Source organism: Agromyces sp. Y782, from assembly GCF_059445405.1.
Map to the genome: position 1 here is coordinate 1,560,214 of NZ_JCAIUG010000001.1, position 13,257 is coordinate 1,573,470.

The 13,257-nt window shown below is 71.1% G+C and carries 15 protein-coding genes; 7 read left to right on the plus strand and 8 right to left on the minus strand.

Features of this window, described 5'->3' with window-relative positions; translation table 11 throughout:
• Positions 1-19 precede the first annotated feature (19 nt).
• The 6 genes from AC1C2S_RS07105 (at position 20) to AC1C2S_RS07130 (ending at position 5,510) form a co-directional block, all read left to right on the plus strand.
• Entirely contained in the window at positions 20-1,228 is a 1,209-nt protein-coding gene (locus AC1C2S_RS07105) for a cysteine desulfurase-like protein (RefSeq protein WP_495351825.1), read from the plus strand.
• 73 nt (positions 1,229-1,301) lie between these two features.
• Positions 1,302-2,075 (plus strand): isocitrate lyase/PEP mutase family protein, encoded by a 774-nt coding sequence (locus AC1C2S_RS07110; RefSeq protein ID WP_495351826.1) that lies wholly within the window; start codon positions 1,302-1,304, stop codon positions 2,073-2,075.
• Between the two features lie 152 nt (positions 2,076-2,227).
• Entirely contained in the window at positions 2,228-3,127 is a 900-nt protein-coding gene (locus AC1C2S_RS07115) for an ATP-binding cassette domain-containing protein (protein ID WP_495351827.1), read from the plus strand.
• Positions 3,124-3,954 (plus strand): ABC transporter permease, encoded by an 831-nt coding sequence (locus tag AC1C2S_RS07120; RefSeq protein ID WP_495351828.1) that lies wholly within the window; start codon positions 3,124-3,126, stop codon positions 3,952-3,954. Before AC1C2S_RS07115 ends, AC1C2S_RS07120 begins: the two co-directional genes overlap by 4 nt.
• Positions 3,955-3,961: 7 nt before the next feature.
• Complete coding sequence (locus AC1C2S_RS07125; protein ID WP_495351829.1) at positions 3,962-5,089, plus strand: winged helix DNA-binding domain-containing protein; 1,128 nt, start codon at positions 3,962-3,964, stop codon at positions 5,087-5,089.
• Positions 5,090-5,129: 40 nt separating this feature from the next.
• Positions 5,130-5,510 (plus strand): DUF1304 domain-containing protein, encoded by a 381-nt coding sequence (locus tag AC1C2S_RS07130; RefSeq protein ID WP_495351830.1) that lies wholly within the window; start codon positions 5,130-5,132, stop codon positions 5,508-5,510.
• 22 nt (positions 5,511-5,532) lie between these two features.
• Here AC1C2S_RS07130 and AC1C2S_RS07135 read toward each other — a convergent pair whose 3' ends face one another.
• The 7 genes from AC1C2S_RS07135 to hemQ all read right to left on the minus strand — a co-directional run bounded on the left by AC1C2S_RS07135 (position 5,533) and on the right by hemQ (position 12,148).
• Positions 5,533-5,913, minus strand: coding sequence for a hypothetical protein (locus AC1C2S_RS07135; protein ID WP_495351831.1), 381 nt, complete (start codon positions 5,911-5,913; stop codon positions 5,533-5,535).
• 99 nt (positions 5,914-6,012) lie between these two features.
• Complete coding sequence (gene hemL, locus AC1C2S_RS07140; RefSeq protein WP_495351832.1) at positions 6,013-7,359, minus strand: glutamate-1-semialdehyde 2,1-aminomutase; 1,347 nt, start codon at positions 7,357-7,359, stop codon at positions 6,013-6,015.
• On the minus strand, positions 7,356-8,354 hold the full coding sequence (gene hemB, locus AC1C2S_RS07145; RefSeq protein WP_495351833.1) for a porphobilinogen synthase: 999 nt from the start codon (positions 8,352-8,354) through the stop codon (positions 7,356-7,358). Before hemB ends, hemL begins: the two co-directional genes overlap by 4 nt.
• A gap of 215 nt (positions 8,355-8,569) precedes the next feature.
• The gene (locus AC1C2S_RS07150) at positions 8,570-9,364 is read right to left on the minus strand and encodes a uroporphyrinogen-III synthase (RefSeq protein ID WP_495353211.1); all 795 of its coding nucleotides are present in this window, start codon (positions 9,362-9,364) and stop codon (positions 8,570-8,572) included.
• Between the two features lie 14 nt (positions 9,365-9,378).
• Positions 9,379-10,332 (minus strand): hydroxymethylbilane synthase, encoded by a 954-nt coding sequence (gene hemC, locus AC1C2S_RS07155; protein WP_495351834.1) that lies wholly within the window; start codon positions 10,330-10,332, stop codon positions 9,379-9,381.
• A complete protein-coding gene (locus AC1C2S_RS07160) occupies positions 10,329-11,411 on the minus strand; it encodes a ferrochelatase (RefSeq protein ID WP_495351835.1) in 1,083 nt (360 codons plus the stop codon). Before AC1C2S_RS07160 ends, hemC begins: the two co-directional genes overlap by 4 nt.
• Positions 11,411-12,148 (minus strand): hydrogen peroxide-dependent heme synthase, encoded by a 738-nt coding sequence (gene hemQ / locus AC1C2S_RS07165; RefSeq protein ID WP_495351836.1) that lies wholly within the window; start codon positions 12,146-12,148, stop codon positions 11,411-11,413. Before hemQ ends, AC1C2S_RS07160 begins: the two co-directional genes overlap by 1 nt.
• A 91-nt stretch (positions 12,149-12,239) precedes the next feature.
• Here hemQ and AC1C2S_RS07170 point away from each other — a divergent pair, with 91 nt between their 5' ends.
• Positions 12,240-12,704, plus strand: coding sequence for a pyrimidine dimer DNA glycosylase/endonuclease V (locus tag AC1C2S_RS07170; RefSeq protein WP_495351837.1), 465 nt, complete (start codon positions 12,240-12,242; stop codon positions 12,702-12,704).
• Here AC1C2S_RS07170 and AC1C2S_RS07175 read toward each other — a convergent pair.
• On the minus strand, positions 12,695-13,246 hold the full coding sequence (locus tag AC1C2S_RS07175; protein WP_495351838.1) for a MarR family winged helix-turn-helix transcriptional regulator: 552 nt from the start codon (positions 13,244-13,246) through the stop codon (positions 12,695-12,697). The two genes, AC1C2S_RS07170 and AC1C2S_RS07175, sit on opposite strands and share 10 nt — an antisense overlap.
• Positions 13,247-13,257 lie beyond the last annotated feature (11 nt).

Below are 13,257 nucleotides of genomic sequence, written 5' to 3' on the forward strand. Positions count from 1 at the left end.
AACTCGCTAGTCTCGCTCCATGGTCTACGACATCGCGCGCATCCGCTCGGAGTTCCCCTCGCTCGAGAGCGGCTGGGCCCAGTTCGACGGCCCCGGAGGGACGCAGACGCCGAGGTCGGTGGGTGAGGCCGTGGCATCCGTGCTCACCGGCCCGCTCTCGAACCGCGGCACGATCGGCGTCTCGGAGGAGCGCGCCGAGACCGCGGTGCACGGATTCCGGCTCGCCATGGCCGATCTCGTCAACGGGCATCCGCGCGGCATCGTGCAGGGGCGCAGCGCCACGCAGCTCACGTACGACTTCTCCCGTCACCTCTCGAAGCAGTGGGGCCCGGGCGACGAGGTCGTCGTCACCCGACTCGACCACGACTCCAACGTGCGGCCGTGGGTGCAGGCCGCCGAGCGCGTCGGTGCGAGCGTGCGCTGGGCCGACTTCGACCCGGCGACCGGCGAGCTGCCCGTCGAAGCGGTCGCCTCGGTGCTCTCCGGCCGCACCCGGCTCGTGGCGGTGACCGCGGCGTCGAACCTGATCGGCACGATGCCCGACATCCCGGCGATCACCGCTGCCGCTCACGCGGCCGGCGCACTCGTCTACGTCGACGGCGTGCACTACACGGCGCACGAGCTGCCCGACATCGAGGCGCTCGGCGCCGACTTCTTCATGTGCTCGCCGTACAAGTTCCTCGGACCGCACTTCGGCGTGCTCGCGGCGGCGCCCGAGCTGCTCGAGACCATCGAGCCCGACAAGCTCGTGCCGTCGACGAATGTCGTTCCCGAGCGCTTCGAGTTCGGCACCCTCCCCTATGAGCTGCTCGCCGGCGCCACCGCCGCGGTCGACGCTCTGGCCGGCCTCGCCGGGACGACGGATGCCGCGAGTTCCCGCCGCACGAAGCTCGCCGAGTCGTATGCGGCACTGCACGAGCACGAGGACGGGCTCCGCGCCCGCATCGAGTCGGGGCTCGCAGAGCTCCCCGGGGTCACCCTGTGGTCTCGGGCGTCGCGTCGCACGCCCACGCTGCTCATGACGTTCGCCGGCCACGAGGCATCCGACATCACGAAGCGCCTCGCCGAGGGCGAGGTGCTCGCGCCGAGCAGCAACTTCTACGCCCTCGAGGCTTCACGACGTCTCGGTCTCGGCGATGCCGGCGGGCTGCGCGTCGGGCTCGCGCCGTACACCGACGCGAGCGATGTCGAGCGGCTGCTCGCCGGGCTCGTCGCGGCGCTCCGCTGAGCATCCCGGCAGGAATCGGACCTCACCGACGACGGTCGGGCTCCGGCGTCTGCCCGCCGCCTACGCTGAGGTCATGACCCTCGTCGAGACCGCCACCGAACTCCGCCGCCTGCACACCGACCCCGAGCTGCTTCAAGTGGTGAACGTGTGGGACGTCGTGAGCGCCAAGGCGGTCGCCGCCCTCCCAGAGACCAGGGCGCTCGCCACCGCGAGCCACTCGATCGCCGCGACGTTCGGCTACCCCGACGGCGAGCAGATCCCGGTCGAGCTCATGCTCGACATGTGCGGGCGCATCGCGCGAGCCGTCGAAGTGCCGGTCAGCGCCGATCTCGAGGCCGGCTACGGCGACCCGGGCGAGACGATCCGGCTGGCCATCGGCGAGGGCATCGTCGGCGCGAACCTCGAAGACCAGTTCAAGCCGCTCGCCGAGTCCGTCGCGGCGGTCGCCGCCGCGGTCGCCGCAGCCGAGGCCGAGGGCGTGCCGTTCGCGCTGAACGCCCGCACCGATGCCTGGCTCCGCGGCAACGAGCGACCCCGCGACATCTGGATGGCCGACGTCATCGAGCGCGGACTCGCCTTTCTCGACGCCGGTGCGACGTGCGTGTTCGTGCCGGGCAAGCTCGACGACCACGACGTCGAGGAGCTCACGGCCGGTATCGGCCGCCAGCGGGTGAGCGTCATCGGCGTGCCCGGCGTGCCCGCGCCGGCCCGACTCGAAGAGCTCGGCGTCGCGCGCGTCTCCTACGGCCCATCCACCCAGCGCATCGCACTCGGCGCGCTGCAAGACGCCGCCACGGCGCTCTACGCCGGCGGCGTGCTGCCGCATGGCATCCGTCCGCTGAACTGAGCGAGCGTCGAACGCAATCCGCGAATCCCCCGCGCGACGGATGCCGCTGCTCCCGTTCGCTCGCTAGGGTGAAGACGAGGGGCCTGACCGCCCGGGGCGTGCGGGGGCGCGGCCTGAGAGCCACCGAGCTCGCCCCCACGTGAGGAGAACGCATGGCAAGCGGCATCCCCATCGAGATCTCGGGGCTGAGCAAGCACTTCGGCCCCGTGACCGCGGTCGACGATCTGAGCTTCACGGTCGAACCGGGCAAGGTCACCGGATTCCTCGGCCCGAACGGCGCGGGAAAGACGACCACCCTGCGGCTGCTGCTCGGGCTGGAGCATCCCAGCGCCGGCACAGCGACGTTCGGCGGCACCCCGTACAGCGCCCTGCCGAAGCCGCTCGAAACGGTCGGCGCCGCGCTCGATGCGAACTTCCACCCCGGCCGCACCGCACGCAATCACCTCAAGGTGTACGCGACGGCCTCCGGTCTGCCGACGACCCGCGTGCAGGCGGTGCTCGAGCAGGTCGGCATCGCCGAATACGCCGACCGACGCGTCGGCGGGTACTCGCTCGGCATGCGGCAACGGCTCGCACTCGCGTACACGCTGCTCGGCGACCCTGGAGTCTTCGTGCTCGACGAGCCGATCAACGGCCTCGACCCCGAGGGCATCAAGTGGATCCGCGGGTTCCTGCAGAGCCTCGCCCGTGAAGGGCGAACGGTGCTCGTCTCCTCCCACCTCCTCAGCGAGGTGCAGCAGAGCGTCGACGAGGTCGTGATCATCGCGAAGGGCCGACTCATGAAGAGCGGCACCCTCGCGAGCCTCGAACTCGAGTCGGCGCCGCGCACGATCGCAGATTCCCCCGACCGGCCCGCGCTCGCCGCCGCGCTCGACGCCGCTGGGCTCGAGTACACCGAAGGCCGCAACGGGTTCATCGTCGCCGACCCCGACCCCGCCCGTGTCGGCCATGCCGCATTCGTCGGCGGTGTCGAGCTGGCCGCCCTCCACCGACTGAAATCGGGGCTCGAAGAGTCCTTCCTCTCGCTCGTCGGTGGAGGTGAGGAGTCGTGAACTTCGTTCGCGCCATCGGCGCCGAGTTCCAGAAGGTCTTCACGACCCGCATCTGGTGGCTTCTCGCGATCCTCCTCGCCGCGTACGTCGCGCTCATGTCGGGCGGGTTCGGTGCATTCCTCGGTTGGGCGACCGAGAATCCGGATGCCGCGGCATCCGCCGGTGGCAACACCGCGCTGCCCGCCGACATGGACCTCGCGCCGTTGCTCTACAGCTTCGCGTCGTCGATCGGCTACGTCTTCCCGGTGCTGCTCGGAGCCCTCGCCGTCACCGGCGAGTTCCGGCACAAGACGCTCACCCCGACCTTCCTCGCCGAACCGCACCGCACCGTCGTGCTCGCGGCGAAGTTCGTGTCGCAGCTCGTCATCGGCGCGGGCCTCGGTGTCATCGCGTTCGCGGTCTCCGTCGGCGCGGGCGCAGCGGCGCTCGCCGGCTTCGGGCTCGACACGGGCCTCGATTCGAGCGACACGTGGGCGCTCGTGGGCCGCGGCGTGCTGGCGATGGCACTCTGGGGCGCGATCGGCGTGGGGCTCGGCGTACTCGTGACGAACCAGGTCGCGGCGATCGTCATCGTCATCGCATTCACCCAGTTCGTCGAGCCGATCCTGCGACTCGTCGCGTCGCTGAGCGATGTGACGGCCTCGATCGGCCGGTTCCTGCCGGGCGCCGCGAGCGACGCGCTCGTCGGGGCATCCTTCTACAACATCGCCTCGCTCGGATCGAGTGAGGCACTCGAATGGTGGCAGGGCGGGCTCGTGCTGCTCGGCATCGCGGTCGTCGCCACTGTGATCGGTGGCGCGACGACGTGGCGGCGCGACGTGGCGTAGCGGTGGTGTGAGGGTGGAACTCGACGAGTTGCGCCGCGTTCGCCTGCACGTGCAGGGGCTGCGCGATGAGCGCGCGGCGTCGGAGGCCGACGTCGTGCGAAGCTTCGTCGCGGTGCAGTCGCAGGAGTTCGTGCCGGCGCAGTGGGGTCTCGCAATGCGGGTTCCCGTCGCGCAGCGGCCCGACCTCGCGGCCGTCACCGCCGCGCTCGACCGCGGCGAGATCCTGCGCACGCATGTGCTGCGGCCGACGTGGCACTTCGTCGACCCGACGGATGCTCGGTGGCTGATGGAGCTCTCGGCCGAACGCGTGCATCGGGCGAATGCCACGTACTACCGGCGCACGGGCGTCGACGGCGAAGCCGCCGCCCGCGCCCTCGACGTGATGGCCTCGTCGCTCGCGGGTGGGCATCGCACCCGCGCCGAGCTCGCCGCGGCGCTCGACGCAGCGGGGCAGCCGTCGTCCGGTCTCGGCTTCACCTACGTGCTCATGCTCGCCGAGCTCGAACGGGTCGCGATCAGCGGCGCCAATGTCGGCAAGCAGCGCACGTATGCGGCGTTCGACGAGCGGGTGCCGGCGTCGGCCCCGAAGACGCGCGATGCCGCGCTCGTCGAACTCGCCGCACGATTCATCGGCTCGCGCGGGCCCGCGACCGATCGTGACTTCTCCGCCTGGTCGGGGTTCACGCTCGGCGATACCCGGCAGGCATTCGCGGCTGTCATCGACGCCAGTGGCGGGCGGGTCCAGACGCTCGAGGTCGACGGGGCGACGCACTGGCACGACGTCGAGGTGACGGCAGAGGCGAGTTCGGCCGCGCCGCCGCGTGCCGGTGTCGTCGACCTGCTGCAGGCGTATGACGAGTACATCATGGGGCACGCGGCGCCCCGCGCGTACCTGCAACCCCCCGGGCGCTCCGATCCCGTGCACCCCGAGTTCCCGCTGCACGCGCTGATGATCGACGGTGTGATGGTCGGTCGCTGGGCGCCCGTGACCGCCGGCCGACGCGCGGTCGTCAAGCTGCAGCCCTGGCGGTCGTTCTCCGCTCGCGAGGAACGGTCGCTCGCGGCATCCGTCACCGAGGTCGAACGCTTTCTCGGCGTGCCCGTGACCGTCGAACGCGAAGACCCGCCGGGCTGAGACGCCCCGCAGACGCGTTCACGGCCGATACGATCGCGGCATGGCCGTCATCGGAAGCGTGTTCGTCGCCCTGGCAGCACTGCTGCACGGGTACATCTTCCTCATGGAGAGTGTCTGGTGGACCCGCCCCTCGACGTGGAAGCGCTTCGGCGTCGCCGACCAGGCCGCCGCCGACACGACGAAGCCGATGGCCTACAACCAGGGCTTCTACAATCTGTTCCTCGGCATCGGCGCGGCCCTCGGCCTCGCGCTCTACTGGGCGGGCGCGATGCCGGTCGGCAAGACGCTCGTGCTCTTCACGACCGCGTGCATGGTGCTCGCCGCCGCCGTGCTCACGACCACGGGCCGCGCCTACCTGAAGCCGGCGCTCGTGCAGGGCACGCTGCCGCTCGTCGGTTTCGTGCTCTTCGCGTTCGCCTGAGCAGCGGCCGGCCCTATCGGCCTCAGTCGGCGTCTGGTCCGTTGCCCTCAGGCGGCACGGAGAGCTTCAGGCGGTCCATGAGCTCGCCTGCGTGATTGGTGCTCAGGATGATGCGTGTGAACTCGCCCGCGGCGAGTTCGAGCACGACGGCCTGGCGCTTGCCCTTGACGATGACGAAGTCGGTGCCACCGTGGTACTTCCACACGCCGACCGCGACGACGAGCGGGATCTCGGTGCCGCGACGACGGATGCCACGGATCCAGATCCACGGGTCATCGGTGACGGTCGCCGAACGGATGTCGTCGCGCTGCACCACGAGGTCATCGGCACGGAGCGCGAGTGACTTCTCGGCCGTGGTGAGATGAACCTCGATCCGGTCGGTGTGCATGCGGAGCTTCGCCATGCTTCCATCCTGCCCGAGACACCCGGCTCACGGCGTGTCGACGCCCCACAAACGGAGAACGGTTTCGTGCAGGAATCCGCGCGTAACTCCCATGGCTGGTTATGCGTGGCGAGCGGATGCCGCAGCGCGCGCCGCGGCCGGCAGCGCATCGAGCACCCGTGCGATCGCCGTGTCGTCGTGCGCCGCAGTGACGAACCACGCCTCGAAGACCGACGGCGGCAGCGAGACTCCCGCATCGAGCATGGCGTGGAAGAACGGGGCGTAGCGCCACGACTCCTGCCGAAGCACGGTGGCGTAATCGCGCACCTCGCCGAGGTCTCCGAACACGAAGCTGAAGAGGTTGCCTGCGCGCTGCACGCGGTGGGCGACCCCTTCGGCGTCGAGCGCGGCGGCGACCGCGTCGCTGATCGTCTCGGCGGTCTCATCGAGCCGGCGGTACACCGAGGCATCCGCTGCCCTGAGCGTCGCGACGCCCGCTGCGACCGCGACCGGGTTTCCCGAGAGCGTGCCGGCCTGGTAGACGGGGCCGAGGGGGGCGAGTTGATCCATGATCTCGGCGCGACCGCCGAGCGCGGCGACCGGCATGCCGCCGCCGATGACCTTGCCGAACGTCATGAGGTCGGGTGTGTAGTCGGTGTCCGCTGAGCTCGTCGAAGCGCTCGCCGCCTCGAGCCCCCACCAGCCCGCGGCCGACACGCGGAAGCCGGTCAGCACCTCGTCGGAGATGACGAGTGCGCCGTTGGCATGCGCGAGTTCGACGACCGCGCGGTTGAACCCCGGCGCCGGCGGAACGACGCCCATGTTCGCCGCGGCCGCCTCGGTGATGACGGCGGCGATGCGGTCGCCGTGCTGGGCGAACACTGCGCGGAGCGCTTCGAGGTCGTTGTACGGCACCACGAGCGTGAGCGCTGCGATGTCGGCGGGCACGCCGGCGGAACCCGGCAGTGCGAAGGTCGCGAGGCCCGAGCCGGCCTCGGCGAGGAGGCCGTCGGAATGACCGTGGTAGTGACCTGCGAACTTCACGAGCAGGTCGCGACCGGTGAAGCCGCGAGCGAGACGGATGGCGCTCATCGTCGCCTCGGTGCCGGTGGAGACGAGGCGCAGCTTCTCGACGGGGCCGACGCGTTGCTCGACGAGCTCGGCGAGCTCGGTCTCCGCGGGGGTCGAGGCGCCGAACGAGAGGCCGCGGGCCGCAGCATCCGTCACCGCCTCGACGACTCGCGGGTCTGCGTGCCCGAGGATCGCGGGACCCCAACCGGCGACGAGGTCGACGTACTCGCGCCCCTCGACGTCGGTGACGTACGGGCCGCGGGCCGACACGAGGAAGCGCGGCGTGCCTCCGACCGAGCGGAACGCGCGCACCGGCGAGTTCACCCCGCCGGGGATCGCAGCCTGGGCGCGCGCGAAGAGCTCGTCGTTCGTGTGCGCGGTGGCGATCGCGGTCATGCGGCGTCTCCGTCGCGGATCCACTCGGCGAGTTCGACGGCCCAGTAGGTGAGCACGGCGTCGGCGCCGGCACGGCGGATGCCCCGCACCGACTCGATGACGGCGCGCTTGCGACCGATCCAGCCGTGCGCGGCGGCGGCCTCGATCATCGCGTACTCCCCCGACACCTGGTACGCCCAGACCGGCACCTCGGATGCCGCGGCGACGTCGGCGAGCACGTCGAGGTAGCTGCCTGCGGGCTTCACCATGACGACGTCGGCGCCCTCGTCGATGTCGATCATCGCCTCGCGCAGCCCCTCACGACGGTTGCCGGGGTCGAGCTGGTACGAGCGACGGTCGCCTTCGAGCGTCGACTCGACCGCTTCCCGGAACGGGCCGTAGTAGGCGCTCGCGTACTTCGCCGAGTACGCGAGGATCGCCGTGTGCTGGTGGCCGCCCTCGTCGAGCGCCTCGCGCACGGCGGCGACCTGGCCGTCCATCATGCCGCTCAGACCGAGCATCTCCGAGCCGGCGCGCGACTGCTCGAGCGCCATCGCCGTGTATCGCTCGAGCGTCGCGTCGTTGTCGACCCTGCCCTGCTCGTCGAGCACACCGCAGTGGCCGTGGTCGGTGAACTCGTCGAGGCAGAGATCGGTCTGCACGACGAGGCGGCCGGCGGATGCTTCGGCGGCGACCCTCGTCGCAACGTTGAGAATGCCGTCGGGGTCGGTGGCACCCGAGCCGCGCGCGTCGCGCACCTCTGGCACGCCGAAGAGCATCACGCCGCCGACGCCCGCGGCCGCGGCCTGCTCGATGGCGTCGGGCAGGCTCTCGAGCGAGTGCTGCACGACGCCCGGCATCGAGCCGATCGGCACCGGGGCGCTCGCGCCCTCGCGCACGAAGATCGGGAGCACGAGCTCGGCGGGATGCAACCGGGTCTCGGAGACGAGCCGGCGCAGGGCCGGTGTCTCACGCAGACGGCGCGGGCGGACACGGGGAACGGGCGTGGAACTCACCCGATCAGCCTACGTTGCGGGCCCTGTGCGAGAGCCGGGGGGTGTGCGCGTCAGGCGGTCGCCGACGTGCCACGGGGGTGCTTTTCGGACATCCACGAGCGTGCGGGCGCATGATTCTGGCGGAAAGTGACCCCGGGAACGCACGCGAGCACGCGGGCGGGCGGGGCGGAGCGGGCACGCGGGCGGGCGGGCACGCCGGCGGACGCGCGTGCGCGTCAGGCCTTCGCGGTCGCCGCGTCGACGACCGCGTCGATGAGGGAGTCGGCGGTGCGCTCGCGCGCCACGACGTCGACGCGGAGGCCGACCTGGGCGGCGTCCTTCTTGGTCTGCGGGCCGATGGCCGCGACGAGGATCGACTCGGGGATCGGCCCGAGCTGCTGCTGCACCTGTTCTGCCACACTGCCGGATGTCACGAGCACGGCATTGACGCGGCCGGAGCGCACGTCGTCGGCGACCTTCGCCGACACCGGCACGCCAACGGTGCGGTACGCCACGACGGCCTCGACGTGGTGGCCGGCGCGGGCGAGCCCGATCGAGAGCACCTGCTTGGCGATCGCCGAACGCAACGCGAGCACGCGAAGACCCAGTCGGCCCTCGGTCGCCGCCTCCCACTCCTCGAGCAGACCGCGAGCAGAGTTGTCTTCGGACGGCACGATGTCGGCGTGGTACCCGGCTGCGACGAGAGCGGCAGCGGTGGTCTCGCCGACCGCTGCGACTTTCGTCGTCTCGGGGATGACCGCGTTGTAGGTCGAGAGCACGTCGACGGTCGTCGCGCTCGTGATCGTGACCCAATCGAAATCTCCGGCGGCGAGCTTCGCGAGTGCGGCTTCGAGAGCGGGCTGGTCGTCGGTCGGCGCGAAGTTGATCATCGGCGCGATCACGGGCGAAGCGCCACGCACACGCAATGCCGCGGCGACACCATCGCCCCAGGGCCCGCCGCGCGGCACGAGCACTCGCCAGCCGGCGAGAGGCTTGCCGGCCGAAGCAGGCAGGTTGATGGCACCCGTCATCGATTCGAATTCGCTCACAGCGACTCCTCAGGTGGTGCAAGTTCGGCGGCGCCGTTGCCGAGGAGTTCCGCGACGACGCGTTCAGCGACCTCGCGCGCCGCATCCGCCAAGTCGGCGGCCGAGCGGCTGTCGGGGGTGGCCGCGTGCGAGCTCGCGAGCTGCCGGGTCCCGTCGGCACTGTACACGGTCGCCGTCAGGAACAGAAGTTCGTCCTCCATGAACGCTGTGGCACCGATGGGGGCAGAACAACCCGCCTCGAGGCCCGCGAGCACCAGACGCTCGGCGAGCACAGTCGCCCGCGTCGTCTGGTGGTCGATCGCCTCGAGCGCACGCTCGAGCGCATGGTCACCGAGCTCGCGCCGCACCTCGAGGGCGAGGGCGCCTTGGCCCGGGGCGGTCGGCCAGACGCCGAGCGGGAGGAGGTCGGTCGCGGCATCCGATCGCCCGAGGCGACCGAGACCCGCGGCGGCCAAGATCACTGCGTCGAGCTCACCCGACTCGACCTTGCCGAGGCGCGTGTCGACGTTGCCGCGCAGGTCGACGGCGACGACGTCAGGGCGGGCGGCGGCGAGCTGCGCGATCCGTCGGGGCGACCCGGTGCCGACGCGTGCGCCCTCGGGCAGCGTCGCGAGCGTGAGTCCGTCGCGCGCGCACAGGGCGTCGCGCGCATCGGCGCGCTTCGGCACGGCACCGAGCCGCAAGCCCTCGTGCTCGGCGGTCGGCAGGTCTTTCAGCGAGTGCACGACGAGGTCGCACTCGCCGGCGAGGAGCGCCTCGCGAAGGGCGGCCGCGAACACGCCCGTGCCGCCGATCGTCGCGAGCGACGCCCGCGAGGTGTCGCCCTGCGTCGTGATCGGCACGAGTTCGATCTCGGCCTCGGCGGCCTTGGCGAGCCGCTCCGTGATCTGGCGGGTCTGGGCCATCGCGAGCGCACTGCCCCTGGTGCCGACGCGGATGACGGCGGTCATCGCGAGGTCGCCCCCTGCGAGCCCGCAACGGGCTCAGGGGCCGACGAGACGACGGCACCGCCGGCGATGCGGGCGTGGTCGGGCCACGGCCCGAGGGTCGTGAGGTGCGGTCGCTCCGCGTCGGGCACGTCGTTCAGGCGCTCGAGCACGAGGTCGACGAGACCCGACACGTATGCGGGGTGCACGCCGGGGGTCGGCACACGGCGAACCTTCAGCCCATGCTCACCGGCGGACTCGACGGCCTCGTTGTCGAGGTCCCACATGACCTCCATGTGGTCGCTGACGAACCCGAACGGCACGATCACGATCGCGTCGGCGAGGCCGCCCACGGCGAGCTCGCCGATCGCGTCGTTGATGTCGGGCTCGAGCCACGGCGTGCTGGGGCTGCCCGAGCGCGACTGGTAGACGAGCGACCACGGCGAAGCCGGCGCGGCGGCTTCGCCGACGACGGATGCCACGGCCAAGTGCTGCGCGACGTACGCGCCGCCCGCGCCGAACGACGGCCCCGAGGCATCCGCTGCGCTGGTCGGAATGGAGTGGGTGACGAAGAGCACGTGGATGCGTTCGGGCGCGACGCCTTCGGCAGCGAGCGACGCTGCGGCATCCGTCACGCCCTCGGTGAACGGCTGCACGAAGCCCGGGTGGTCGAAGTACTCGCGGACGCGGTCGATCGCGACATCCGTGCCCGCGGTCGCCTTCACGAAGTCTTCACGGTACTGGCCGACGCCCGAATAGCTCGTGTAGGCGCTCGTGACGAGGCCGAGCAGCTCGGTGTGCCCGGCCGCCGACGCCTCGCGCACGACGTCGCCGAAGTACGGCGCCCAGTTGCGGTTGCCCCAGTACACGGGCAGCTCGACGCCGCGAGCGGCGAGCTCGACCTCGAGCGCAGCCTTCAGCCGGCGGTTCTGCTCGTTGATGGGGCTCACCCCGCCGAAGTGGCGGTAGTGGTGGGCGACCTCTTCGAGCCGTTCGTCGGGGATGCCGCGACCGGCGGTGACGTTGCGGAGGAACGGGATGACGTCGTCTTGGCCCTCGGGGCCGCCGAACGATGAGAGCAGGATCGCGTCGTAGTGTGCCATTACTGCAATACCTCGATGAGCTCGGCGGTGGTGATACGGCGGCCGGTGTAGAACGGCACCTCTTCGCGCACGTGGCGCCGCGCGTCGGTGGCGCGCAGCTCGCGCATCAGGTCGACGAGCTCGGTGAGCTCGTCGGATTCGATCGGCAGCAGCCACTCGTAGTCGCCGAGGGCGAAGGCGCTGACGGTGTTGGCGATCGCGCCGCGGAACGCCGCGCCCTTACGGCCGTGGTCGGCGAGCATGCGGCTGCGCTCCTCCTCCGGAAGGAGGTACCACTCGTAGCTGCGCACGAACGGGTAGATCGTGAGCCAGGCCTTCGGCTCGATACCGCGCAGGAACCCCGGCACGTGCGACTTGTTGAACTCGGCGTCGCGGTGCACGCCCATGGCGTTCCACGTCGGCAGGAGGTGCTTCAGGATGCGCGCACGGCGCAGCTCGCGGAGCGCCCACTGCAGCCCCTCGGCGGTCGGGCCGTGCAGCCACAGCATGACGTCGGCGTCGGCGCGCAGGCCGGAGACGTCGTAGATGCCGCGCAGAGTGACGCCCTCGTTCTCGACGAGCGAGATGACGCCGTCGAGCTCGTCGACGATGCGGCGCACGTCGTGGCCGTCGTAGTCATCGGGCTTCGCCGGGTCCCGGCGGAGCACGGCGAACACCGTGAACCCCTCAGGAGACTCGCCGGCTTCGGATTCGGGACGGAGTGCGTCGGCTGCCGCTCGGGCAGCGGGGGAAGACATGCCTCCAGTCTCCCTCTTTCCTCCTGAACGGCCAAAAGCGGCAGACGGGGTGGACGTACGGGCTTGCGTGTGCGCGACGTACCCTCGACGGATGAGGATCTGGTCGTTGCATCCGCGCTACCTCGATCGCCAGGGGCTCACGGCGTGCTGGCGCGAGGCGCTGCTCGCCCAGGCGGTGCTCGAGGGTGCGACCCGCGGGTACACGAGGCATCCGCAGCTCGAGCGGTTCCGTGCGGCACCCGATGCGCTCGGGGCGATCGGCGACTACCTCGCAGGCGTGGCCGATGAGGCGACGGCCCGCGGCTATCGCTTCGACGCGAGCAAGGTGCACCGGCGCAGCGAGGTGCCGGTGCTGATCGCCGTCACGAGTGGGCAGCTGGACCTCGAGTGGCACCACCTCGTGCAGAAGCTGACGACCCGATCCCCCGAGCTCGCGTTGCGCTGCGCCGGAGTCGAGGCGCCCGACCCGCATCCGCTCTTCAGCGTCGTCGATGGGCCGGTCGCATCGTGGGAGCGCGCCTCCGTTGCCTCCGGGGACGCACCTGTTCAGACCTGATCGAACTCGGTCGCGCTGAGCGCTTCGAGGAAGCGGATCACGATCTCGCGTTCATCCGAGGTGAGCTCGGCGGCCGCCGCGAATCGTCGTGCGTGCTGCCGTCCGACCGACTCGCGGGCGACGATGCGCGTGGCGTCCGTGACCGAGATGGCGAGCGCCCGTCGATCGGTCGGATGCGGCGCCCGCACCACGTGATCGCCGCGCTCGAGCCGATCGAGGAGCTTCGTCGTCGACGCGCTCGAAATACCGAGGTACTCGCTGAGCGCCCCGGGAGTGACGATCTCGCCCTGGTTCCGCGCGGCGATGAGGAACCGCAGGGCGCGCATGTCGGTGGCATTGAGCTTCATGTACCGGCGCGAGGCCTCGCTCATGCGGCGTTCGGTCTCGTGCCAGCCTCGCAGGCCCTGCATGACGCGGACGATCTGGTCGACCTGCTCGTCGTCGAGGCCGGCGCGGCTGACGAGCTGCTCGTCGCGGTCGGAGATGCGGGGGTCGTGCATCGCGGCGGCGATGTCGTGCCGGGACTCCCGCTCAGTTGCCATGGAGTAATTCT

What these genes read in the sequence shown, in the direction of transcription:
- AC1C2S_RS07130 (WP_495351830.1), top strand. Translation starts at nt 5,130, where the DNA reads ATGGCCGTCATCGGAAGCGTGTTCGTCGCCCTGGCAGCACTGCTGCAC.
- AC1C2S_RS07150 (WP_495353211.1), bottom strand. Translation starts at nt 9,364, where the DNA reads ATGACGGGTGCCATCAACCTGCCTGCTTCGGCCGGCAAGCCTCTCGCC.
- AC1C2S_RS07105 (WP_495351825.1), top strand. Translation starts at nt 20, where the DNA reads ATGGTCTACGACATCGCGCGCATCCGCTCGGAGTTCCCCTCGCTCGAG.
- AC1C2S_RS07170 (WP_495351837.1), top strand. Translation starts at nt 12,240, where the DNA reads ATGAGGATCTGGTCGTTGCATCCGCGCTACCTCGATCGCCAGGGGCTC.
- AC1C2S_RS07115 (WP_495351827.1), top strand. Translation starts at nt 2,228, where the DNA reads ATGGCAAGCGGCATCCCCATCGAGATCTCGGGGCTGAGCAAGCACTTC.
- hemQ (WP_495351836.1), bottom strand. Translation starts at nt 12,148, where the DNA reads ATGTCTTCCCCCGCTGCCCGAGCGGCAGCCGACGCACTCCGTCCCGAA.
- AC1C2S_RS07135 (WP_495351831.1), bottom strand. Translation starts at nt 5,913, where the DNA reads ATGGCGAAGCTCCGCATGCACACCGACCGGATCGAGGTTCATCTCACC.
- hemL (WP_495351832.1), bottom strand. Translation starts at nt 7,359, where the DNA reads ATGACCGCGATCGCCACCGCGCACACGAACGACGAGCTCTTCGCGCGC.
- hemC (WP_495351834.1), bottom strand. Translation starts at nt 10,332, where the DNA reads ATGACCGCCGTCATCCGCGTCGGCACCAGGGGCAGTGCGCTCGCGATG.
- AC1C2S_RS07160 (WP_495351835.1), bottom strand. Translation starts at nt 11,411, where the DNA reads ATGGCACACTACGACGCGATCCTGCTCTCATCGTTCGGCGGCCCCGAG.
- AC1C2S_RS07110 (WP_495351826.1), top strand. Translation starts at nt 1,302, where the DNA reads ATGACCCTCGTCGAGACCGCCACCGAACTCCGCCGCCTGCACACCGAC.
- AC1C2S_RS07175 (WP_495351838.1), bottom strand. Translation starts at nt 13,246, where the DNA reads ATGGCAACTGAGCGGGAGTCCCGGCACGACATCGCCGCCGCGATGCAC.